The 21,801-nt window shown below is 67.0% G+C and carries 20 protein-coding genes; 4 read left to right on the forward strand and 16 right to left on the reverse strand.

Annotated elements, in window-relative coordinates:
* Positions 1–102 precede the first annotated feature (102 nt).
* The 9 genes from GBA63_RS17470 to GBA63_RS17510 form a co-directional block, all read right to left on the reverse strand.
* The gene (locus tag GBA63_RS17470; protein WP_166178145.1) at positions 103–1,095 is read right to left on the reverse strand and encodes a sulfotransferase; all 993 of its coding nucleotides are present in this window, start codon (positions 1,093–1,095) and stop codon (positions 103–105) included.
* 10 nt (positions 1,096–1,105) lie between these two features.
* Entirely contained in the window at positions 1,106–2,095 is a 990-nt protein-coding gene (locus tag GBA63_RS17475) for a sulfotransferase (RefSeq protein WP_166178147.1), read from the reverse strand.
* 4 nt (positions 2,096–2,099) lie between these two features.
* Complete coding sequence (locus GBA63_RS17480; RefSeq protein ID WP_166178148.1) at positions 2,100–3,083, reverse strand: sulfotransferase; 984 nt, start codon at positions 3,081–3,083, stop codon at positions 2,100–2,102.
* Positions 3,084–3,118: 35 nt separating this feature from the next.
* The gene (locus GBA63_RS17485) at positions 3,119–4,147 is read right to left on the reverse strand and encodes a glycosyltransferase (protein ID WP_166178150.1); all 1,029 of its coding nucleotides are present in this window, start codon (positions 4,145–4,147) and stop codon (positions 3,119–3,121) included.
* Positions 4,144–5,301, reverse strand: a complete 1,158-nt coding sequence (locus GBA63_RS17490) for a glycosyltransferase family 4 protein (RefSeq protein ID WP_166178152.1) — start codon at positions 5,299–5,301, stop codon at positions 4,144–4,146. Before GBA63_RS17490 ends, GBA63_RS17485 begins: the two co-directional genes overlap by 4 nt.
* Complete coding sequence (locus GBA63_RS17495; protein ID WP_166178154.1) at positions 5,295–6,323, reverse strand: class I SAM-dependent methyltransferase; 1,029 nt, start codon at positions 6,321–6,323, stop codon at positions 5,295–5,297. Before GBA63_RS17495 ends, GBA63_RS17490 begins: the two co-directional genes overlap by 7 nt.
* A gap of 6 nt (positions 6,324–6,329) precedes the next feature.
* Entirely contained in the window at positions 6,330–6,758 is a 429-nt protein-coding gene (locus GBA63_RS17500) for a hypothetical protein (protein WP_166178156.1), read from the reverse strand.
* A complete protein-coding gene (locus GBA63_RS17505; RefSeq protein WP_166178158.1) occupies positions 6,751–7,557 on the reverse strand; it encodes a hypothetical protein in 807 nt (268 codons plus the stop codon). The genes GBA63_RS17500 and GBA63_RS17505 overlap by 8 nt, the downstream gene beginning before the upstream one ends.
* Before the next feature lie 95 nt (positions 7,558–7,652).
* Positions 7,653–9,257 (reverse strand): glycoside hydrolase family 99-like domain-containing protein, encoded by a 1,605-nt coding sequence (locus tag GBA63_RS17510; protein ID WP_166178160.1) that lies wholly within the window; start codon positions 9,255–9,257, stop codon positions 7,653–7,655.
* Between the two features lie 224 nt (positions 9,258–9,481).
* Here GBA63_RS17510 and GBA63_RS17515 point away from each other — a divergent pair, with 224 nt between their 5' ends.
* Positions 9,482–10,318 (forward strand): sulfotransferase family protein, encoded by an 837-nt coding sequence (locus GBA63_RS17515; RefSeq protein ID WP_166178162.1) that lies wholly within the window; start codon positions 9,482–9,484, stop codon positions 10,316–10,318.
* A 41-nt stretch (positions 10,319–10,359) separates the two neighbouring features.
* On the opposite strand, the gene GBA63_RS17520 is transcribed toward GBA63_RS17515, so the two are convergent.
* Complete coding sequence (locus tag GBA63_RS17520; RefSeq protein WP_166178164.1) at positions 10,360–10,620, reverse strand: hypothetical protein; 261 nt, start codon at positions 10,618–10,620, stop codon at positions 10,360–10,362.
* A gap of 301 nt (positions 10,621–10,921) precedes the next feature.
* Between GBA63_RS17520 and GBA63_RS17525 the strand changes: the two genes are divergently transcribed.
* The 3 genes from GBA63_RS17525 to GBA63_RS17535 all read left to right on the forward strand — a co-directional run bounded on the left by GBA63_RS17525 (position 10,922) and on the right by GBA63_RS17535 (position 15,694).
* Positions 10,922–13,513 carry a sulfotransferase gene (locus GBA63_RS17525; protein WP_228282152.1) on the forward strand — a complete coding sequence of 864 codons (2,592 nt, stop codon included), beginning with the start codon at positions 10,922–10,924 and terminating at the stop codon, positions 13,511–13,513.
* A 193-nt stretch (positions 13,514–13,706) separates the two neighbouring features.
* A complete protein-coding gene (locus GBA63_RS17530; protein ID WP_166178168.1) occupies positions 13,707–14,627 on the forward strand; it encodes a DUF1996 domain-containing protein in 921 nt (306 codons plus the stop codon).
* 230 nt (positions 14,628–14,857) lie between these two features.
* Positions 14,858–15,694, forward strand: coding sequence for a class I SAM-dependent methyltransferase (locus tag GBA63_RS17535; protein ID WP_166178170.1), 837 nt, complete (start codon positions 14,858–14,860; stop codon positions 15,692–15,694).
* Between the two features lie 178 nt (positions 15,695–15,872).
* Here the strand turns inward: GBA63_RS17535 and GBA63_RS17540 are convergent, their stop codons facing one another.
* From GBA63_RS17540 to GBA63_RS17565, 6 genes are all read right to left on the reverse strand, one after another.
* Positions 15,873–16,226: a DUF5615 family PIN-like protein gene (locus GBA63_RS17540; RefSeq protein WP_166178172.1), complete on the reverse strand. Its 354-nt coding sequence runs from the start codon at positions 16,224–16,226 to the stop codon at positions 15,873–15,875.
* Entirely contained in the window at positions 16,223–16,669 is a 447-nt protein-coding gene (locus tag GBA63_RS17545; RefSeq protein ID WP_166178174.1) for a DUF433 domain-containing protein, read from the reverse strand. The genes GBA63_RS17540 and GBA63_RS17545 overlap by 4 nt, the downstream gene beginning before the upstream one ends.
* A gap of 83 nt (positions 16,670–16,752) precedes the next feature.
* The gene (locus GBA63_RS17550) at positions 16,753–18,882 is read right to left on the reverse strand and encodes a PQQ-dependent sugar dehydrogenase (RefSeq protein ID WP_166178176.1); all 2,130 of its coding nucleotides are present in this window, start codon (positions 18,880–18,882) and stop codon (positions 16,753–16,755) included.
* Between the two features lie 167 nt (positions 18,883–19,049).
* A complete protein-coding gene (locus GBA63_RS17555; RefSeq protein WP_166178178.1) occupies positions 19,050–19,937 on the reverse strand; it encodes a sulfotransferase family protein in 888 nt (295 codons plus the stop codon).
* Between the two features lie 207 nt (positions 19,938–20,144).
* Positions 20,145–20,984, reverse strand: a complete 840-nt coding sequence (rfbD, locus tag GBA63_RS17560; RefSeq protein ID WP_228282612.1) for a dTDP-4-dehydrorhamnose reductase — start codon at positions 20,982–20,984, stop codon at positions 20,145–20,147.
* A gap of 218 nt (positions 20,985–21,202) precedes the next feature.
* Positions 21,203–21,598, reverse strand: coding sequence for a calcium-binding protein (locus tag GBA63_RS17565; RefSeq protein WP_166178182.1), 396 nt, complete (start codon positions 21,596–21,598; stop codon positions 21,203–21,205).
* Positions 21,599–21,801 lie beyond the last annotated feature (203 nt).

The raw sequence follows: 21,801 nt of genomic DNA on the forward strand, positions 1-21,801 counted from the left end.
AGACCGGTCTCTCCCGCAGGTCCTGGGCGCACGGTTTTCCCGGAACGGTACCGTGACCCCTGTCAGCACGCCCCGGGCCGACAAGCTGGCGAAGCCAGCGTGCTACAACGCCAGCGTGCCGCTCTGGAGGATCGCGCCTCCGCCGGAGCCGGCCCACTCTTCCCACAGGGACGATTCCCACAGGGGGTACGGTATCGTCGGCTCGGGGGGCGGGTCGGACGCCAGGCGGGTGGCGCAGTAGAGCCAGAAGGAGGCGTAGCCCCCGAAGCGTTCGGCGAGGCGCGAGGTCTCTTCGCCGTAGGAGGAGGCGAGGTAGGACATCGGGGCGGTCGGAACGCGTCCTACGGAGCGGGTGTGGACCTTGCGGGTGAGGCCGGGGGGCTCGAAAGTGGGGTCGACGCCGAGAAAATCGTAGACGCGGCGGAGGAGTTCTTCCGGGAAGAAGTGGACGTCCTCCAGGAAGCCCACGAAGATGCGGTCCTCGGGGTAGTACGCACCCCAGTTCTCGAGCGCGCGCAGGTAGTCTGTCCTGGAGCGGGAGCCCTCGCGTTCGAAGAGGCGGCGCAGCCTCTCCGTGCCCGCCGCGTCGGCGGCGCTCTCGCCGGCCTTGTCGAAGCGCATGGCGGCCTGGGACCAGGCGCGTTCGATGGGGTTGCGCAGCATCAGGATTATCTTCGCCTCGGGCGCCAGGGAGTGGACGTGGGCGACGGCGTCGGGGTCGAGGGTTGAGTACGCGGGCGTGATCTCACCGGCCGTCTTTCCCCGGCCCGGCTCGAAGAGCGAGGCGTACCACCCGTCGTCCGGCCTGCCCGCGTAGTACTTGAGGTCCCAGAGAGCGTCCTGTCTGGAGAAGTTCTTGAGGTGCCGCCCCGTTCTCCGGCGGACCTGCCTCCTCCACCGGCGGTCCCTGTCGCGTTTGCCCGAGACGTTCTGGAAGAGCCTGGCGGCGGGGTTCCCGGGGTCGTTCATCTTCTCGTCGAAGTAGTGGACCTCCTTGACGGGCGGCATCCAGACCTCGGGGTGCATCTGGAGGTTGCGGCTGAGCCACGTCGTGCCCGCCTTCTGCGCCCCTATCCCGATAAAGTGCGGGTACAAGACGCCCCCCTCAGGAAGACGCGGCGCGGACGCTGGAGAGGGGGCCGCTCTGGGGCGAGAGGTCCTTCGCCCCATCCCAACTCTCCCAGAGGTAGGACTCGTACAGGGGGTAAGCCAGCCTGTCTTCGGTTGGCGGGTCCTCGATCAGGCGCTCCGCGCAGTAAAGCCAGAACGACGCGTAGCCCCCGAAGCGGGCGCTCAGGCGCTTGAGGTTCTCGTGGTAAGAGCCCGCCAGGTAGGCGGCGAACTTCGCCGGCATCGTGTCCTGGAAACCGGAGTGGATCTTGCGCTTCATCACCCGATGCTCGGCCGCGGAATCCACGCCGAGAAAGTCGTGGAGGCGGTGAAGCAACTCTTCCGGGAAGAAGTGGATGTCTTCGAGGAAGCCGACGAAGATCCGGTCCTCGGGGTAGTACGCGCCCCAGTTCTGGAGCGTGCGCAGGTAGTTGGTCATCAGGCGCGTGCGGCCGCGGTCGAAGCGTTTGTAGACCTTCTCCTCCTTCAGCGACTCCCAGGAGCGGCCCTTGATCCTGAGCCCCATGTCCATCGCCGACCAGGGCCTCTCCAGCGGGCTGCGCATCATGAAGACTATCTTCGCGTGCGGCATGAGGCGGTGGGCGTGGGCCACGCTCTCCTGGTCCAGGATCGAGTAGTCGGGGTGGTCTCGCCCGTGACCCTGCCCCTCCCGCTCGAAGAGCGAGGCGTACCAGGCGTCGTCGGGCCTGCCGAAGAAGTACTTGAGGTCCCAGAGGAGGTCCTGCGGGTCGATCTTTCCGGGCGACTGCTTGAACCTGGACTTCGCCTGGCGGCGCCAGCGCCGGTCGGCAGGCCCGTCCCCGCGCAGACGCTGGAGAAGGCCGCCTTCGAGCCGCGCCTTCTCGTCGAAGTAGTGGAGCTCCTTTTCGGGCGGCATCCAGACCTCGGGGTGGGTCTGGAGGTTGCGCTGCAGCCAGGTCGTGCCGGCCTTCTGCGCCCCTATGATCAGGAAATCCGGGTACAAAGGGCTAACCCGCCACCCGCACGGAGTGGAGCGGGCCGCTCCTGGCCTGCCTGGCCCCATCCCACCCGTCCCACAGGTACGACTCGAAGAGCGGGTAGGTGATCGTCTTCTCCCCGGGCGGGTCCTCGATCAGGCGCTCCGCGCAGTAAAGCCAGAACGAGGCGTAGCCCCCGAAGCGTTCGGCGAGGCGCGAGATCTCGGCGTGGTAATTCCTCGCCAGGTGGACGGCGACGCTCGTCGGCATCGTCGCCTCGCTCCTGGTGTGGATCTTCTTCCCCGTCAACCGCTGGTCGAAGTGCGGGTCGACCCCGAGAAAGTCGTAGAGCCTGCCAAGAAGCTCCTCCGGGAAGAAGCTGACGTCTTCCAGGAAGCCCACGAAGATCTGGTCCTCCGGGTAGTACGAGCCCCAGTTCTCAAGCGTCCTCATGTAGTTGGAGAGCTTGTATGAGCTGTCGCGCTCTATCTTGCGCAGCAGGCCCGACTCCGAGGCGCTCGCGGCCGAGCCCTTCTCGACCTTGTCGAAGCTCATCACCGTCTGGGACCAGACGCGCTCTATGGGGTTGCGCATGAAGAAGATGAGCTTCGTGTTGGGCATTAGGTCGTGGACGTGGGCGACCTTCTCCTTTTTCAGGACGGAGTAGGCCGGCGTGATCTCACCCGAGACCTTCGCCTTCTTCGGCTCGAAGACCTGCGAGTACCAGCGGTCGTCGTAGGGGCGCATGTAGTAGCGAAGGTTCCAGCGCAGTTCCTGGAGAGACGGGTTCTTGATGAGCTGCAGCGGGATCTGCTTTACCTGCCGGCGCCACTGGTCGTCGTTTCTGGTCTTGCCGAAGAGACGGCTGACGGCGTTGGAGCCGTCGTTCATCTTGCGGTCGAAGTAGTGGACTTCTTTTCTCGGCATGTGAATCTGGGGGTGTACCTGGAGGTTGCGGTGCAGCCAGGTCGTGCCAGCCTTCTGCGCGCCTATTCCTATGAAGTCCGGGTACATCTCTCCTCCTGCGCTCTTCCGGTTCTTCGGTAGCGCTAAAGGCTACCACGCGACGCCCCGGCGTTCCGCTGCAGCCGCCCTTCGAGTTTCTCCATGAACCCGCCGAAACGGTCCCGCTCGTACTCCAACGTGTGCCTGCCCACGGCCTCGTACCCGCCGCGCCTGAGCGCCTCTATCTCCCCGGCCCCGTAGCCCCTCAACGCCCGCAGGGCCGCGGCGTAGTCCCCGGCGTTCTCGAACCGGGCCGGCAGGCAGTTCTCGCCGAACCGGCAGTAGGCCCGGTTGCCCCCGGCGTCAGAGGTGATCACGACCGCGCCCGCCGCCATCGCCTCCAGCCCGGGCATGTAGAAGCCCTCCTCGACGAGCGGCGTCGCCAGAAAGACGTCTGACCACTGGTAGAGCTTCTTGAGCTCCTTCCAGCCGACGGGGTTCCTTATGGCCCTGAACCTGAAGCCGGAGCCCCGCTCCCGGAACATAGCCGCGACCCGGTCGCCCACGTCGGACTTCCAGGTCGTATAGCCGACCTTTATCGGCCCCTTGAAGCCTCCCAAACGCTCCCTGGCGAAGAAGGCCGAGTCGTTGCCGAGCATTATGGTCTCCGTCATGGAGGACTCGTTGAGGTAGGGCTTGCAGGCTTCGAGCACCACGTCGTTGGTCATGATGCGAGCCATCGGCCGGGAGAGGAGGCGGACGGCGTAGCCCCGCTCGAAGGTCGGGTTGGCCCAGCGGACGTTCTGGACGATAGAGATGACCTGCTCGTGGCTGGCGCCGCGCCCGATCCTCGGCTCCAGGATGGGGTAGTGGCTCGGCCAGGAGAGAAAGGCGAAGTCGTCTGGCCCTACGCCCGCCTGCTCCAGGGCTACGAACCGGATGCCGTTCTCGGGCGTGAGGTGGCTGAAGCGTGAGATCTCGAAGACCGGCAACCCGGCCTTGTACTTCTCGGGGCACGCGATCACGGGCTCGTACCCGAAGGCGAGCGCGTGGTTGACGTAGTCGAAGATCTTGACGACCCCGCCAACGGGCCTGAAGGTCGGCGTCATGAAGTACATCCGCCGCCCGCTCACCAGGACCTCACGATCTCCACGAGCGGACGAACCGCGACCGCAGGGTCCAGTAGCTCAACGGCAAGCCTCCTGGCGTTCGCCCGCTTCTCCCGCACCGCTCCGGGGTCGTCGAGGATGCCCCGGATGGTCGCCTCCACGGCCTCAGAATCTTCCGGGTCGACGAGCCAGCCGGCGTCGTAGGCGGAGATCATGGGCGAAACTTCCGTGAAGGGCGGGTGTATGACGGGAACCCCGGCCGCCAGAGAAACCACCGAACGCGTTACCATCGCGTACTCCCGCTCCAGGTTGTGCTTGAAGAGGTCTATGGAGACGTCGACGGTCGAGAGAAAGTCCCGAAACGCGGAAAAGCTCATCGTCGGGTGCGTGGTTACGGAAGGGTGAGCCGCGAGCCTATCGAGGTCGCCGGTCGACTCGTGGGTGCGCCCCACGCCCCCGCCCCAGTGCCAGGGCGTGAGCAGGTCGAGGCTCATCTCCGGCCGGTCGAGCTGCCGCTCCAACCCGGACACCCACCCGCCGAGCCTGCTCCACTGCTGCAGGTAGCCGGCCACCGCGAACTTTACGTTCCCGTTCGCGGGGCGCTCCGTCTCGGTGAACGAGGGCGGGACACACATGTTGACGACCTCGACGGGGAGCTGGCGGACGTCGCGGTCGGCCTGGAGCATCCAGCCGAGAAAGTAGGGGACCTTCTTTTTGCCGTTCACTATGAAGGCGTCGGCGAGCTCTATGGCCCGGATCTTGCGCCGCCTGAGCCGCGCGAGCTCGTCTTTGGGATACCCCTCGCCGTGCTGGTACAGGGCTTCCAGCATCTTGGGCGCGAAGAAGTCGAGCACGTAGTGGACGCCTTCCATGGGCCGCAGGTGCTCGACCTGGTTGCTGTTTATGATGACGGCGGTGATCGGCCTGTTCGCCTCCAGGTAGCGCGAGAGCCAGCGCGCCCCCAGGACCTCGACGCCCGGTACCGACGGGTGGGGGACGCTCCTCCCGAAGCGCCACCACTGGCGGTCCGTGAAGCCGCGCGTCACGAGGGTCTTGGTCTTGATGCCGTTGGCCCGCAGGCCCTCGGCCAGCCCGAAAGCCCGAAGGCCTGGCGCCGCCACGGGCATCCCGAGCCCCGGGACGACGTCGTTGGAGATCACGACGGCCCTGTCTACCACCGCCCCGGCACCCCAAGCCTGGAGAGCGCCAGCACCCCGCCCCTGACCGTGTCCTCACCCGGATACCGCAAGGACTCGACGTGCTCGAGCACGACCTGCCCCGCCGTCGCCCCCATCAGGAGGTCCACGAAGGCGTTCACCGAAACGACGTACGGCGCGGACCCGTCGCCGCCGACGAAGTCCTCCAAAAACAGGAGCCGCCCGCCGGGGCGGGTCACGCGCCACATCTCGGAGGTCAGGGCCCGCTTCTCTTCAGCAGGATAATCCCCGAGGGTATCCACGCAGAACGTAAGGTCGAAGCCCTCGTCGGGGTGCGGAATGGAGAGTTCCGGCCCGAGCTTCCGGAAGCCGCCCTCCGGGAAGTTTTGGGCGGCCCGGGCCAGGGCCCGTTCGTCCTCGTCGACGCCGGAGAAACGGGTGGTCGCGGGGTCGAAGCCTGTGGCCCAGCGGCCGTCCCCGACGCCGACCTGCAGGACGTCCATGGGCACCTCGCCGGCTTCGAGGCCGCGCGCGGCGGCGAACCGGGGCAGGAGCGCCGACTCCCTGGTCCGGTGGGCGGCCTTCTCCCACCTCTCGCCGCCCGCCATCCCGGCCAAGACATCGGAGATCAGGCCCCCCGGGTCCTCCCCGGCGGCGACGCGCTGTCCTTCGGCCCAACCGTACCGGCGGCGCAGGGCCTGCCAGGTGTCCGTGTCGGGCGTCGCGATCCCGTCGAAGAAGCCGAGGCCGCCAAAGACCGTCTCGCCGAAGACGGCAGAGAGGAACTTCGCGTCGCGGCCTGCGGGTAGGGCGAGGACGAGCGGGACGTCTCGCGCCTCCCCGACGAGGGCCTCGAAGGGGAAAGAGAGAAGGTCCCAGACGATTACGACGGAGGCCCCGTCTGCGGCGTCGGCCAGGGGCCCGGGGAGGACGGCCCAGTCGTCCAGGAGCAGGCAATCATCCGGGAGCGCCTTTCGCGGGACGCCGTCCGCGAAGCGGCCGGCATAGAAGACCGGGTGGCTGGTGGAGGTCTTCGCGTCCACGGGCGGTTAGAGGTACCGCTGTTCCAGGGTGCGGAACTCCCTCTTGAGGCGGAAGGCCCGGCCGAGCGGCGGCCGGCCCATGCGCTTGAGGAGCAGGACGAGGTCGCGCTCGGCCCCTTCGAGGTACTCAAGCCGCCTCGGGGAGCCGGGGTCCTGGGGGGTCGGCGTGAGGAGGTAGCGCTCCTCGAGCGTCTTGAAGTTGGCGTTGAGCCTGAAGACCCGACCGGCCCGGCTTCCGGACATGCGTCTCAGGAGCAGGACGAGGTCGCGCTCGGCCTCCTCCAGGCGGGAGAGCCGCTGCAGGGAGGTCGAGGAGCCCTGGCCGCCGGAGAGGCCGAGGTGGGCGCGCAGGAAGCGCACCTCGAACTCGAGGAGCTCGTTCTCCATGCGCAGCCTGTCTATATCGGTCGGCGTGTAGAAGTCGTTCTCAGGCAAACGCCGGCTCCTTCTGCGGGACGTTACCGGCGTCTCTGGCGCCGAGGTCTTCCAGGGCGTTCCAGGTCTCGTCGACGCGCGGGATCAGGCGCCGGTCCGAGACGGGCTGCCGCCTCGTCCGCCGGGAAGAGACGCTCGGGTCGTAGACTTCGGCCGTCGGGACGTCCGCGAGGCCGAGGTCCCACCGCTCGTTCACGGCCCGGACCAGCGGGAAGCCCTCGCGTATCGCGTCGAGGGAGACCGTCAGGGTGTCGTCCGGGTGGGCGCGGGCGAAGGTTACGAGGGCCTCGTTGTGGGCGAGCCACATGCGAAGCGCCAGGTCGGGCTCCTCGAAGAAGCGGCGGTGGACGTAGCGGTTGCCCCGGTTCAGGAAGAGATCAGAGGAGTGACGCCTGCCGAGCGAGTAGGTGCATTCGGAGAAGTGCCGGTAGACGAGAAGTACCTTCATATCCGGCACCACGTACTTCCACGGCATCATGAACATGCACATCCTGGGGTCCTTGAGGCCCCAGAGGGCGTGTTCGGCGTCGCGCCGCTCCACCATCCGGCGCATCGTGGCCCAGCGCTCCTCCCCGACCACGGGCAGGAGCGGGCGGTCCACGAGCCACGTGAGGCCGTTGTCCGCGAGGATCTCTTGGTGGAGCTCGACCGCCTCGCGGTCCTCGAAGTGGCCGTAGGGGTTGGACGGGAGCGCCTCCAGCAGTTCGTAGCCCAGGAAGAGGCCCGCGCGGTGCAGGATCTGGGCCGTCGCCGAAGTGCCGCTGCGGTGGAAGCCGGCGATCACGAGCCGCTCAGCCACGGTTGGTCTCTCTGTGCCTCGTCTCCATCGCCCGCCATATTAGCACCACGACACGCCGTTTCCCGCCAACCACGGGGCCACCGGAGTTCGGGCCTCTACCGCCGGCCGGCGTCCGGCTTTTCCTGGCCGTCGGCCTCGGCGGGGGCGTCGAGTTGCTTGCGGAGCCTGCCGCTCACCTCGACGAGGTGCTCCTCCACGCCCGGTCCGCGGGACCTTCCGAGGAGGCGTTGCGGGGCCTCGAAGACGATGCTGCCGAGCCGCCACCTCTTGGAGTTGAGCAGGATCCGAACCCCCTCGACCATCTCGCGGGACCAGCGGGCCAGCGCGTCTTTCTCCCTGGTAACGACCCTGCTCTGGCGGCGAAGCTTCAGGTTCTCCTCGCGGAGCTCCGCGACCTGGTCCTCGGCTCTCTGGAGAAGCGGCGAGTACTCCTCCTGGCGCAGGCGCTCCGTGTAGCGCTTCTGGAGCAGCGTGTATTTGTCCAGGAGAATCTTGTAGCGGTCCTCGGCCGAGGCGGGCTCGGGCGCCCCGCCCTCCTTCCCGCTGCCCGGCACCGGCACCCTGGCGCCCGCTGCCACGAGCGCCCGGCGGTTCGCCTCGAGGTAGGCGCGGCCGTGGCGGAAGTCGGGTTCGAGGTAGGCGCCCTCGGCCCACTCGTTCCAGGCGTTGACGAAGACCAGCTGCTCTTCCGGGGGGTTGGCGGCGTTCTTCTCGACGACGGCCCGGAGCCACCGCTCGTAGAGCTCCGGCGTCGAGTCGTGGACGATGCGCGCGCCGGTGGACTTGAACCTGGCGGTGTTGTCCCACTGGGGGACCACGCACGGGTAGCGTTTGAAGGGCGGGGCCGGGCGGGCGAGGTGCTTCTCTATGAGCTCCTCGTAATTGTAGATCCTGTTGTCCTGAAACCTCTCGGCCCGCCCTTCGACGGGCTCGACGCCTATGTTCTCGAGCCCGTGCGGCCAAAACTCGACGGCGGCGTCGCAGCCGAAGGTCGCCGGGTCCTCGAAATCGCTGAACGACTCGACCTTGCAGATGTAGGGCTCGGCCACCCCCGCCTTGCTCGCCTCCTCCCGCCACAACTCGAAGGTCCGCTTCGGGTCGGGCAGGCCGCGGACGCGGTAGATCAGGAACAGGGGACGGCCGTTTACCTTTATGTACCGCTCATCCTTGAAAGCCTCGAGAAGCCAGCGGATGTGCTCCCTGTCGTCCTCCTCGCTGTAGTCCTGGGGCACTATGCGCCCCCTCTCCGAGGAGTCGCGCTTCCAGGTCCAGGTGTGGTTGGCCCAGCAGATGCAGAAGGGGAAATCCGGCTGGCCCGTCTTCAAGACCTCCTCGAACGGGCGCTCCAGAAGCTCCCTGCCCTCGAACCAGTAGTGGTAGTACACGAAGCCCCCGATGCCGTGCTCGCGGGCGAGGTCGGCCTGGGCCTGGCGCACCTCGGGCAGCCTCAGGTCGTAGAAGCCGAGGTCGGCCGGGAGGCGGGGCTGGTAGTGGCCCGGGAAGCGGGGCGTGGCCCTGGCGACCGTGGACCACTCCGTAAACCCCTCGCCCCAGGAAGCGTTGTTCTCCGGGATGGGGTGGAACTGGGGCAGGTAGAAGGCGAGCAGCCGCGGCGAGGGCCCGTCTCCGGCGCCGTCCTCCGACGACCGCTCCGGCGAGGCCAGGCTGCCGCCGTTCGGGGACCGCTCCGACGAGACCATGTTCCGCTCCTCTCTGCTTGTTGCCGCCATCGTTTCGTCAGGTTTCAGGGTGGCTCCGGTCAGGAAGCCCGTTCGGGCACGACATTCTAGCAAGAGCGGGCGCAAGTCTCAGCGGGAGCGCGGGGTTTCGGCCCCGAACGTTACTGCTATAATTTCTCGCCGGTTGATCCTGGATTGATACGAAAGGCTTCGGCCATGTTTCACGGACAAAGATCAGACCTCCGGTGAACGGGAAGGGTCGAGACATACCCGTCTGCATCACCGGCATGCACCGGTCGGGCACGTCGTCCGCGGCCCAGCTCCTGTACCGCTGCGGCGTGTACCTCGGGGACGAGAGCGAGCTCTTCGCCGCGGGGCCGGCCAACCCGGACGGCTACTGGGAGAACAGCCGGTTCGTCTCGATCAACAACCGCGTCTTCGAGGCCCACAGGGGCGGCTGGGACCTCCCCCCCCACCTCGAAGAGGGTTGGCAGGACTCCGAGAAGATGGCGCCCATAAAGGCGGAGGCCAAGGAGCTCGTCAGGCGGTTCGAGGGCAGCGGGGTCTGGGGCTGGAAAGACCCGCGCAGCAGCCTTACGATGCCGCTCTGGCTGGATCTGCTCCCGGAAATGAAGGTCGTCATTTCCCTTAGAAACCCTCTGGAGGTCGCCCTCTCGCTCCGCAAGCGGGGCAATTCCTCGCTCGCCTTCGGTCTGAAATTGTGGACGGAATACAGCCAGCGGCTGCTCGCCGCGTTGCCGGCCGACCGATACATAGTCACCCATTACGGGGCGTACTTCTACCGGCCGCAGGACGAGTTGCGGCGCGTCCTCGACTTTCTGGGCGTTCATGCCTCGGGCCAACTCATCGCCCACGCCCGCTCGACCTCCCTCAAGGGGCTGCGCCACCACAGCGTCGCGACCGACGAGCTGCGGGATCTCGAAGTCGCCCCGCCGGAGATGTACGACCTTTACGTGCGGATGTGCCGCGAGGCCGACTTCGACCCCGACAACCCGGCCCCCGTTACCGGGAGCGTCCTCTCCGGGGAACTCTCGGAGAAGAAAGGGAGCCCGTCCGCGTAAGCCGTCCGAGGCCGGGACGTAGTCCATCCCCGAGCTCCGGCTCAGTCAGCCGAAGTTTCGCCCCCGTCTTCTCCACGGGTTCGGCCGGGTTGCGCGTCGCCCCTCTGTAGTTGAGCGACCCGCTTCTCCAGGCGCTTCCGGGCGGCGAGCAACTGGTCGTTGCGCCTCTGTAGCTGGTCGTTGCGCTTTTTCAGCCAGGCGAGGTCCCGTCTGGACTGCTCCCGCAGCTCTTCCAGCTCACTTCGGGGATGCAAGCCGAACGCTTTCAACGCCCGCGCGATGCGGATCTTGATCGCTGACATACCCATCCTCCGCAACGTAGATCGGCCACCGCCCCAGCGCACGACGCCGTGGTCTCTCCGCCAGAGAAAATTCAGGATAAGAAAGTCGTCACATCGTGTCAAACCAACGGAGGAGTGGTGGGATCGCACGGACCCCCGATATTTGACCCGGCAGATCCCGCTCCCTAGACTCCCACCGCACGCGTTCGCGTCCGGGCAACCATCGTGGCGTGATAGCATCAAACGGGGAGCGTGCAAGAGATTCGCCCGGCTCGGGCAGCGGGAGACCGCGTCGGCCCTCATACAACAGGGAGAACGTCGCTTGCGGGTAATCGCGATACTCGCCGCTTACAACGAGGAACGGTTCATAGCCCCGTGCCTGGATCACTTCGCCGCGCAGGGCGTCGAGACGTACCTTTTGGACAACGAATCCACGGACCGGACGGTCGAGATCGCCGAGCGGTACCTGGGGCGGGGTCTGATCGGTATCGAGTCGTTTCCCCGCGAGGGTGTCTTCGACCTGACCGCGCAACTCGGGCGAAAAGAGGAGCTGGCCCTCGAGCTGGGAGCCGACTGGTTTATCCACGCGGACCCTGACGAGGTGAGGCTGCCGCCGAGGTCCGACAAGACCCTGGCCGAGGCGCTCGCCGGGGTGGACGGGCTCGGCTACGACGCCGTGAACTTCGTGGAGTACGCGTTCGTCCCAACCAAGGAAGAGCCGAACCACGATCACCCCGAGTACCAGCGGACCATGAGGCACTACTACCCTTTCCTGCCGAGGTTCCCGCACCGGCTCAACGCCTGGAAGCGGCAACCCGAGAGGGTGGACCTGTCCTCGTCGGGCGGACACAGGGTGGAGTTCCCGGGGTTGCGCGCGTACCCGGAGCCGTTCAAGATGCGCCATTACCCGTTCCTGAGCGCCGAACACTTCGTCGAGAAGTACGCCGGCAAAGATTACGACGCCGCGGAACTGCGAACCGGAAAGCACGGCTGGCGCGCTCGCGTGGACGCGCGAAAGATTCAACTTCCGTCACAGTCCGAGTTGAGCGTGTACGCCTCCGACGACGCGCTGGACCTCTCCAACCCGAGAACGCAACACGTCGGTGAGGACTGGACCGCGCCGCGTAAGGGCCTCCCCGTGATCGTTGGAGGATGCCACCGCTCCGGCACCTCGCTCGTACGCAGGATGCTCGACGCCCACTCCCGCATCCACTGCGGCCCTGAGGTCAAGTTTTTCAGGGACTTTTTTGGCGACTACGCGGAAGACCCGCTCCGGCACATACGCTTCGCGACCACGGCCCGCCACATGTTACCGGAGCAGGACTTGCTCGAAGAGTTCGGGGGAGCCTTCGTGCGCTCTCAGGAGAGGGCCGCCTCCCGGGCGGGCAAGCCGCGCTGGGCGGACAAGAACCCTGAGAACGTCCTTTACCTGAGACAGTGGACCCACCTCCTCGGAAGACGGTGGGTCTTCGTGCACGTGGTCCGAAACCCTCTCGACACGCTGGCCTCGATCAAGGAGGCCCGCTTCCCGCTCACCATACCGCCGGACCTGGAATCCCGCATAGAGCTCTACAAGCGCTACACGCGGGTCGGGGCCAAGTTCGGCGACCGTCACCCCGCGTACTACTACCGGATCGTCTACGAGCGGCTGGTCGAGGACCCGGAAGGCGTGCTCGCCGACCTCATGGACTGGCTGGAAGAGGATTTCGAGCCCGCGCAGCTCGCCTTCAACAGCGCGGAACGCGAAAGAGGGTTGGAAGACCCGAAAATCCGGCAGACCACCGCGGCCCACACGGACAGCGTCGGACGCTGGAGAAAGGTGCTCACGCAGGAGGAGGCCGTCCAGATCGCCCGCGAGTGCGCCCCACTGTGGCACAGGGTCTCCGGCGAGAGGCTGGCCGACCCGTCGGGCAACGGATCTCGCCCCCCGAAAACCATGCTGCCGCGCCGCATCGCGTCCCGGCTGAGATCGAAGCTCTACTCTTGGAAGGACCGGAGCAGAATCGGCGAACCGGGTGAAGAGGGCCGCGCTCCGACACCCTTCATCGTGGGCGCCGGCCGCTCGGGGACGACGCTGCTGCGGCTGATGCTCGACGCCCACCCCGACCTCGCCATACCGCCCGAGACACACTTCATCCCGGAGGTGTCGCGGGCGTGCGGAAAAGCCCTGGATAACTCCGGCGACCCGCGCCGGGTCTTTCTCGAAACGGTAACTGCGCACCGCAGGTGGGAGGATTTCAAGCTGGAGAAGCGCCTGCTGGCGGAGAGGATCGCCGCGATAGAGCCCTTCGACCTGGGCCAGGCGCTGCGCGCTTTCTACGGGCTTTACGCGCAGAGGTTCGGCAAGCCGCGCTGGGGCGACAAGACGCCGCCCTACGTGCGGAACATGGGGCTGGTGGGCGGTCTGCTCCCGGAAGCCCGGTTTCTGCACGTGATCCGTGACGGCCGGGACGTTGCGCTCTCGAGCATGGGCCTGTGGTTCGGACCGGGGTCCGTAGAGGAAGCCGCCAGGCGCTGGCAGTCCGCCATCCGGGAGTCGCGGCGGCAAGCGGAAGACCTGCCCCACTACCTCGAAGTCCACTACGAGGACCTGGTGACGGACACGGAGGCCACGCTCAAGGGCGTCTGCGACTTCGTGGACCTCCCCTGGAACCCCATCATGCTCGAATACCACGAGACGGCCCAAAAGCGCATGGACGAGATGCGCCGGGACGTAACCCTGCCGGATGGGGAGACCGTCGTCAGCGGCGAGCAACGCACGGGCATCCACGCCCTGACCAACCGCCCCCCCCAGTCGGACCGCATCGGCCGCTGGAAGACCGGGATGGCCGAAGGGGACCGGGAAACGTTCGAAGGCATCGCGGGAGAGACGCTGAAAGACCTGGGCTACGAGAGCGGGTTCCGGAAGCAATGAGCTTCCGAAACCCACGCCGTCAGCGGTCAGCCCGCTTGGCCTTCGGCCATCGCTTTCAGCTGTCAGCTTTTTGTCTTTGGCTGAAAGCTGACAGCTGATAGCTTTGCAAGGATCTCCGGGAGGAGCGGAGACCGGAGACCGCCTGGGCCGTCGCTATTTGACCCGGAAGATCCCGCTACCCTAGACTTCCTTCATGCGCGTTTGGTCGAGCCGGTTAGTTGGGGAAGGGTGGACGGCCCTCGTCCGGGCGGCGGGCGTCCTCGTCTTGGCCCTGGCGCTCATCGTCGCGGTTACCGGCAGGCTCGACGCGGAGGACCGGCCCGCTCCGAAGCAGCCGGGGGCGCAGTTCGCCACCGGGTGCAAGTTCGGCCACACGGCCTCCGCGGACCCGATCACGGACGATTCCCACCCCCACCTGCACGACTTTTTCGGCAACGCATCGACCTCCGGAAGCTCCACCTACGACTCCCTGCGCAAGGCCAAAACGGGGTGCTTCCACCAGGCCGACAGGTCGGCCTACTGGGTCCCCGCCGTAAGGTGGGACGGGGAGCGCCTCACACCCTCCAGGGCGAGCATCTACTACAGGACCGCCGGCAAGGACCACGAGCGGGTGCGGGCCGTGCCCCCGGCCCTGAAGATGATCGCCGGCGGCCTCCAGGAGAGGAACCACGTCCTCTGGTCCTGCGGGCGCAAGGACAAGACGAAGTCGCAGGCCCCTCCTCGCAGGTGCGAGAGCGGGGTGCTCGCCGCCACGGTTTACTTCCCGGACTGCTGGGACGGACGGAACCTCGACAGCGCCGACCACAGGTACCACGTGGAGTACGCGGATACGACCGACGGCGGGCGCGGTTGCCCCGGCTCCCACCCCGTTCCCCTCCCCAGCGTGGACGCCACCTTCTTCTACGAGCTGCCCGCGGGCGACCCGTCGGGCCGGGTGCTCGTCTCGGCCGGCCACGGCTTCTGGGAAGAGCCCGCCAACTACCACGCAGACCTCTTCAACGCCTGGGACCAGGAGAGCCTCACCAGGCTCGTACGGGAGTGCATCAACGGCACGAAACCAACCGAACCGCTGCCCGACCAGTGCCGCAACCCGGCGCCGCGACGAGGGGAATAGGTCCGGCAAACCAGGCCCAAACAGTGTCGGTTTGCGTAGCTGGGCCACGCGGGGAGTAGAGATCTATACGTTTCGACGTGAAGAAGTGGCCGCCTCGACGAGGCGTAACTTTCGGAGTTCATCTACTTCGGACCGGGTGTGGCGCGTAGAGCGTCCTCGCCTCACGATTCGGTGCCGCTTGCTATTATTGGTCGCGTGCACGGTCGCGAGCGGTAAACGGAGGGCGCGGGTTGAGGGACAGCGAGATCGTAGAGAAAATAGAGAGTTTCCCGAGGTGGCACTACCGCTTCGACCTCGGCGGGCACAAGACGCCCATCTACGACAGCAAGGTTGCGGTGCGCCACCGCAACCGCGCCCTTCACTTTTTCGACCCGATAGTCGAGTTGTTCGGCGGCTCACTCAAGGGCAAGCGCGTGCTGGACCTCGGCTGCAACGCCGGGTGGTGGTCTTTGCGCGCTATCAACGCGGGCGCGGATTACGTGCTCGGCGTGGACGGCAGACGGATGCACGTGGAACAGTCGGAGTTCGTCTTCGATGTCAAGAGCGTCGACAAGGACCGCTACGACTTTGTCGAAGCCAACCTCTTCGACCTGGATTTCCGAAAGTTCGGCGAGTTCGACATAGTCCTGTGCCTCGGACTCCTGTACCACATCTCGAAGCCCGTCGACCTAATGGAGCGCATAAACCCCGTGAGCACGGATCTGCTCGTGGTGGACACCGCGATCTCACCCGCCAAGCGCTCCATCTTCGAGGTGCGCCGGGACAGCCTGGAAGAGGCGCGCGACGCCGTGGACTACGAGTTCGTCCTGGTGCCGAGCGCGCGGGCCGTCCACGACCTGGCCTCCCAATTCGGCTACAGAACGATTACGCTCAAGCCAGATTTCCGCAACCTCAAAGGTTCACCCGACTACCGGGGCGCAAACGATTATCGTAAGGGCCTGCGCCGGGCCTTCCTCTGCTCCAAAAAGACCGACCTCTCCGGCCTGTCGGCCGAGATCGAGCCGCTGCCCGAGGCGCCGCGGAGCTTCCTGCGGGAGGCCTGGCGCAACGAGTCGTTCGGCAACTAGTAGAAGCCCTCCAACTCGCCTCACCGCCGCCGGAACGTCGCCGTATACTTCCCGTAGTCGACCGGGACGACGATGGCGTGGCCCGCGGCGCGGCCGTCCGACCAGGAGCGGAAGACGTAGCCCTGGCCGTCCTTCTGCCGGTTCGCTTGCGTGGATGCCGGGTGGGGTCCAGGTTGAGCTACAGGAAGTCCAGGGTGTAGGGACCGAAGCTCTCGGGGCGGTTTGCGTTCTTGTCCACCCAGCGTTTCAGGGCGTGTGCGATTCTCCCGGGCCGGTTGTTGGGTAGCTTGCGGCCGACTACGAGCACCCCGCGGTGGCTTTCGCCGGCCCTGTAGAACTCCAGTGTGAGCGCGCGAAAGTCGTCGCGGTTGCGGGTGACGAACACCATCTCTTCTCTGGCCGAGAAGCGCAACTGTTCCCTGTCGGTGAGGCCGAGCCGTCCGAGTTCGTGCACGCTGGCGGCGTCGATGTCCAGGCCGCGTGAGATCTCCGCCGCCTTCGGCGGAAGGTCTTCGTCGAAGAGAAACCTCAAGAACTTTCGCGACGCCCGGCTTCATTGCCCCGGTCTGGCCGCATGAATGGGTGCTCTCGCCACAGACTCTCCGGCGTCCAACGCTCTTCCTTTTCGAGGCGGGCGTCTATCTCTTCCGGGTAGATCTCGTAGTAGCCGAGGGCGGACGAGAGCTGGACCCCGGTGAGCCACGGATAACAGGCCTTCAACTCCTCGAAATCTTCGCCGACCTCGCGGTACTGCCCGACGATCTCCCACACGTCGACGCCGGTGCCCGCCACCACAGCCCGCCGGCCCGTCGCGCCGTCCATGAACACTATTCCCGGCACCCGGCGCATCCGCAAGGCCTCGCGCAAGAGGGAGACCGCAACCTCCGTAAAACCAGCGCCCTGCAACCTCATCTCGCGCTCGATCTCCGCCTCCAACGCCCCCGGAAGCCGTATCCCTCGCGCCTTCGTAGCCACCTTCTCACCTTTCGTTCACGATGTTCACAGAATATAACACGCACGAGCATCGGGCGGCGACGTGTTCGGGGTCCGGCCCTTCGTTACCGGCGTTGGAAGGTGGCGGTGTACTTTTTGTAGTCGACGGGGGTGACGATGGTGTGCTGTGCGGCGCGGCCGTCCGACCAGGAGCGGAAGACGTAGCGCTGGCCGTCCTTCTGCTGGTTCGGGGCGGAGACTGTTAGTCGATCGCCCTCCCACGCGAGGAAGGTCCTCGGGGCGACGAACGACCGGCCGTTGACGGCGAGGCGCAGGTCCGTCGGGTTGGAGGCGAGCGTGATGCCGGTGGTCCTCGGCTGGAGCCTGCGGGTTACGGTCTTGGTGAGGCCCCGCGAGTCCGTGGCCGTAAGCCGGACCTCCAGGTAGTTGCCCTCGGGGTTGGTCGCCGTCAGGTCCTCCGGTTCGGGGCCGGTGACCGACAGGGTCTGCCCCGTGCCCGACTTGTACGGGTGGAAGTGTTGGCCGGAATGCCAGCGGCGGACCTCCCAGGTCAGGGTGGGGGCGGCCGGGTCCTCGGCGTCTGTGGCGGAGCCCTGGAGCGTGATCTGCTGCCCAACCCGGAAGCGCATCCCCTCCGCCGGGTTCTCTATGACCGGCCGGGGCGGCGTGTCGCCGGGAAAGACCTCGACGGTCGCCGTGTGGGAGAGGCCCTTGTCGTCCGTGGCGCGCAGCGCGGCGGTCTTCTTGCCGGCCGTGGGATAAGTGTGGGACGGCGCCGGGCCCGTGGCGTCGGCCTGGAAGTTCTGGCCGTCGTAGTCGAAGTCCCACTCGTAGGTCAGGGGGTCGCCGTCGGGGTCGCGGCTTTCGGAGCCGTCGAAGGCTATGGTGAGGTCGCCCGGGGATTCGGCGTGGGGAGGGTTGGCCGCGGCCCTGGCGTTCGGGGCGACGTTGCCCGAGGTGTAGGTGATGCGCCGGATCTCACCTCCCGGGTTCTCGCCGGCGTAGGTGGTGTAGTAGAGGTCCCTGCCGGATGGCCCGAAGGTCATGGCGACGGGGCCTCCCTGGCCGAGGCCGGTCGCGAACGCCTCCTTGGCGTACCCGCCGGCGGCCTTCGGGGTGAGCTTGAAGATCCTGCCGCACACGTAGTCGCCGAAGAGGTACGCGTCGTCGTAGGACTCTGGCCAGGGCCCGGCGTTTGGAACGAAGGCCGCGCCCGTCACGGAGGAGCAGCCGCTCCCGTGGCTGTATTCGTGGATGGGCGGCGTGAAGGGTGCGGCGCCGCAGGCCACGGAGCCCGCGCGGTCGGGGTTGTCGTGGCGTCCCTCGCAGAGGTTCCAGGCGTAATCCGCGCCCTTCCGGCCTGCGTCGATCTCCTCCCACGCGTTCTGGCCCACGTCGTTTATGTTGAAGCGGGTGCCGGCGGCGTCCGGGTCGAAGGCCATCCTGAAGGGGTTCCTCAAGCCCCTGGCGAAGGTCTCCTTGCAGACGTTGCCCGGGGCCGTGCGCCCGTTGGCGGAGGGCACGCCGCAGCGGGCGCCGTTGGAGGCGTTCGCGTATGGGTTGTCGGCGGGTATCGTGCCGTCGCGGGTTACGCGCAGGATCTTGCCGAGCAGAACGTGCCGGTCGCGCGAGGCGTCGTTCGCCCCGGCCCGGTCGTGGGGAAACCTGTAGTCGCGTCCCCCGTCGCCCACGCTGACGTAGAGGAGGCCGTCCTTGCCGAAGTGCAGGTCTCCCCCGTTGTGGTTGCCGTTGGGGGAGGGGATGTTGTCCACGAGGATCTTGTCCATCGTGGCGTCGCCGGCCTCGGGAAGCCTGTAGCGCGCCACCCGGTTCACCGGGTTCTTCGGGTTGCCCGGCTGCATCGCGGGACAGACGCCGAACTTCTTGAAGGTGTAGTAAATGTAGATGAAGCGGTTGGACTCGAAGTCCGGGTCGACGGCGACGCCGAGCAGGCCCTGCTCGGAGTTGGCGCAGGTCCTGGCCTGGAGGTCGAGCACGCCGCGCTTGCCCCCCGTCGCCGGGTCGTACGTCTGCAGGAGGCCGGGCTGCGTGGCGACGAGCATCCGCCCGTCCGGCAGAAACGCCATCGAAGTCGGCTGCTGGACGTCCGTAACCAGACGGTCCTCGAAACCGGGCGGCACGGTGGCCGCCCGCGTGGGCTCCGCGCCGAAAGACAGCGCCACCCCGGCAACCGCAAGGGCCGAGATCACCGCAGCCAGCGCCGCTTTTTTCACCTTGAATCCTCCTGGTCTCAAACTGCTTCGGCGCAGACGGGCAGCCCGGCACGAACCACACTATGCACGAAGTATACGGAGCGCCCCCCGGTCCCGGACGTGTCCGCTCTTACCGGGAGGTATCAGGCCTCAGGTTGCAGGTTTCAGGGAGGGGTTGGTAGGCGCTGCTATTGGCTGTTGTTCTTTTCCGTGTAGCCTAGTCGCTGGAGCAGGGGCCCCGCCTCCCGCTCGAAGATGCGCCGGTCGCTTCCGGTGAAGGCCTCTTTCCAGTCTCCCGCCACGCCCTTTCTGAAGAAGGAGGAGGGGTCCTCCTCCCCGCGGCTCCTGCCCCGGGAGAGCTTCTCGAAGCTGGCGGCGTTCACGCAGTGGCCGGCTCCTCCCTCGTCCGCGCCCAGAAAACGCAAAAGACGCGCCATCTCGGCCTCCGGTCGAATCAGGAGATCCTCGTAGCGGACTTCGGCGTAGCAGTCCCCGAACAGCTTTGGGCCGTCTTCGACGGTCCTGCCCACCCTGGCGTTCCAGTCGGCGGCGAGCTTTCGGAGGCGGTCATCCTCGAAGACGCCCTCGCCCGAACCACGCTCCCCTGGTTTCCTGCCGAAGTTGCGGGCGTGGTGGGCGGCGGAGACGGCCGTGTCCCGGCCGTCGCGGATGATGTGAATTAAGCGGGCTTCGGGGTAGACGTGTGAGATCTCCTCGACCGTCTCGGGGGTGAGCAGGGGGGACTTGTCCCCGACGAGCCTTTTTCCGGTCTTGGCGAGCTCCCCCTGGAGAAAGTAGTCGACGGCCATGCGGGCGAGGTTGTCCAGGTGCTCTCGCGGATCGTCGTTGCGGCTCCAGACGGAGCGCTCGATCCAGAGCCTCAGGTACTCGGCCTCGCGCACGGCGTAGAGCAGCGAACTCGGGGGCCGCATGGCGTCCGACTTGACGAGGCTCTTCTGCCGCCAGGCCGCGCCGAAGAACCTGCCCTCCCCCCTGCACAGGATCTCCGGGTGCGCGTCCAGCATCCGCATGAGCCACGTCGTCCCGGACTTCTGGTAGCCAACCACGAAGAACACGGGCGTCTCGACCGGGGCGCCGGCCCCCTCGCCCGGGTTCGGGCGAGCACCTTTCTCAGGGCGGAGATCTCGGCGTTCTTGGCCGCGATGGAGCGCCTCTCCCCCCGGCCGCTCCTTGAGCGGGCGGCGTTCAACCCGCGTTCGACGAGCGCCTTCGCGGCCCGCAGCCCGTTCGAGATCCCTGCCCGGGGGCCGCTCAAACCGGCCCTATCCGCGGGCCGCGCCGGCCGCGGCCTCCCGCTCCAGGTAGTCGGCCAGAGCCTCCTGCCAGGGACGGAGGGTCGGGCCGCCGAGGGCGGAGAGGACCCCGTTCGCCGGGCGGGCCGCCGGCAGCGGGTACTCGGAGCCCGGGATGGGGACCAGCTCCGTCTCGACGCCGGAGAGGCGGAAGATCTCGCGCGTGAACTCGTACCACGAGCAGGAGCCTGCGTTGGTGAGGTGGTAGAGGCCGTACCCCTCTTCTTCTATTATCCCGGCGATACCCTCGGCGAGGTCGCGCGCGTATGTCGGGGAGACGAACTCGTCGTCTTTTACCTTGAGCACGTCGCGTTCTCCGGCCACCCTGAGCATGGTCCGCACGAAGTTGTGGCCTTGGCCGTAGACCCCGGCCGTCCTGACGACGGTCCAGCGGTTGGTAAGCCGCATCACGTACTCCTCGCCGGCGAGCTTGGTTCTGCCGTAGGCGCTGATCGGGCGCGCCGCGTCGAACGGCTCGTAGGGCCGCTCCTGTCCGCCGTCGAAGACGTAGTTGGTGCTCACGTGCAGAAGCGAGGCCCCCCGCTTCTCGCAGGCCCGCGCCAGGTTGCGCGGCCCGAGGGCGTTGACGGCGTAGGCCGCCTCCGTCTCCTCCTCGCAGAGGTCCACGTTCGTGAAGGCCGCCGCGTTGACCACGACCCCGGGCTCGTGCTCCCCGACGGCCCCGTCCACGGCCCGGGCGTCCGCTATGTCGAGGTCCCGGCGGGAGAGGGCTACTACCTCGTGCCCGCGCCCGGGCAACAGCTCCGCGAGATCCAGGCCAAGCTGCCCGCCGCTCCCCGTCACGAGCACCTTCAAGGTGCCCCCCGTCCGTCGTGGTTCTTCCTTCTCGACTCCAAGCTCCGTAAGCCCCCAGAACCCTTAGCCTGCAGGGACCCGGACACTCTACCAAAGCCCCAGTACGACGTCGGCCGCAAACCAAAAAGAGGGCCGGGGGAGTTGCCCCGGCCCTCCTCGAAACGCCCCATCAGCCCCGGCTGATAGCTGAAAGCTGACGACTGAAAGCTAGACTACTTCAGCGGTGCGGCCTTGGTGACCTCGCAATCGCCGGCGAGGGCGTCCTGCGGGTTGGCCTTCACCACGTCGCGGCCGGAGCCGCAGCGGACCACGTCGCGACGGTCGTCGCCCTGCACCTCGATGTAGTCGTCGCCGCGCCCGGCGTTCACCGTGTCGGCCCCGACGCCGGCGTAGACGTCGTCGTCGCCGCGGTTGGCGATGAGGCGGTCGTTGCCGCCGCCGCCGAAGAGATTGTCGTCGCCGGCGAGGGCGTCGATCCTGTCCGCGTTCTTGGTGCCGATGATCGTGTTCGGCCCGTCGGTGCCCCTGAAGTTGGCGGCGAGGGCAACGCCGGCCGTCATCACCAGGAGCGCGGCGACCATTACGGCCACCATAGTCACTTTCCGCATTCTCTTCCTCCTTGTCGCGGGCCTTCGGGCCCACGATCTCCACCCCTACCGGGCTCCGCGGCCCGACCGACCGTCACCGTGTTTTGGCGACGACTTCTCCCCTCCGCGCACGTTCAGACCCGGGTCACCACCCCCTTGAGACGACTACTCCACCCCGCAGAGCCAGAACTATAACCCGCTGGAATACGCTTTTGAATAGTCAA

It is taken from the genome of Rubrobacter tropicus (assembly GCF_011492945.1).
In the GTDB taxonomy this organism is placed as follows: domain Bacteria; phylum Actinomycetota; class Rubrobacteria; order Rubrobacterales; family Rubrobacteraceae; genus Rubrobacter_D; species Rubrobacter_D tropicus.